Below are 873 nucleotides of genomic sequence, written 5' to 3'. Positions count from 1 at the left end.
ACCAGAAACTGACCGAACTGTGCGACGCCTTCGCCCACCAGTGGGGCGTGAACATCGACACCGAGCAGATGCAGGTCGGCATCGATCCCGACTTCGACGCAATCGGAGCCCAGAGCCGCGCGCAGGCGGCGGCGCTGTTCGCACGCCAGAGCGCGGCCATCGGGATCATCGAGGACCTGCCACTGGCCCCGGAAGCCAAACCCGTTGTCGGGCAGGCACTGCTGCGGTGGCGCGGGGAAAGCCTCGACGAAGCCCCCACCTACGCGTTGTCGTCTGCCGAGCAGCGGCGCGCGCAGCTCGACACCGATCTGGATGCGGCCGGCCTCACCACAGACGACCGCACCCGCGTCGACTTCGTCGTCGACTACCTCACCGGAGACACCCGCAACATCGACCTGCTCACCTCCCCGGTGTTCGTCGATCCCGGAGAGGAAGCCCGCGGCCGCATCCCGGAGCTGCTGGCCGGATTCGACGAAGGCCACGTCACGGCCAAGCAGATGGCCGCCGAGATCGCGGTGATGACCGCTGAGGACCAGGCCCGTGTCCGTGAGGTCGGCAAAGCGATCCGCGACGGACAGTACCCGGACCTGCAGCTCTGGCCCGGCTACGCCGACCGCGACAAACTCACCGAACAACTCTCACTGCTCGCCGGTGATGTCGAGGACCTGCGCGCGACCGCGGACTACCTCGCCGAAAACGACATCTCGAACGAGTCCCCCGAAACCTGGGGTGTGGGTGACGAGACCGCCGCGACCATCGAACGGCTGCGTGAGCGCAGCGACGAGATCGTCGCCGCCGCCACACTCCAGCACGGCCTGGCCGACATCGAGCGCAGCCAGCTCGTCACGATTGTCGACGACGTCGACGCCGGAC

General features: G+C 67.8%; 1 pseudogene. It reads left to right on the top strand.

Features of this window, described 5'->3' with window-relative positions:
- Positions 1 to 873, top strand: a pseudogene (locus tag A5780_RS41530) (hypothetical protein); the annotation flags it as partial.

It is taken from the genome of Nocardia sp. 852002-20019_SCH5090214, from assembly GCF_001665865.1.
Classification (GTDB): domain Bacteria; phylum Actinomycetota; class Actinomycetes; order Mycobacteriales; family Mycobacteriaceae; genus Nocardia; species Nocardia nova.
The sequence above is the reverse complement of the archived record's forward strand: the minus strand, read 5'-3'. Positions and strand labels throughout refer to the sequence as shown.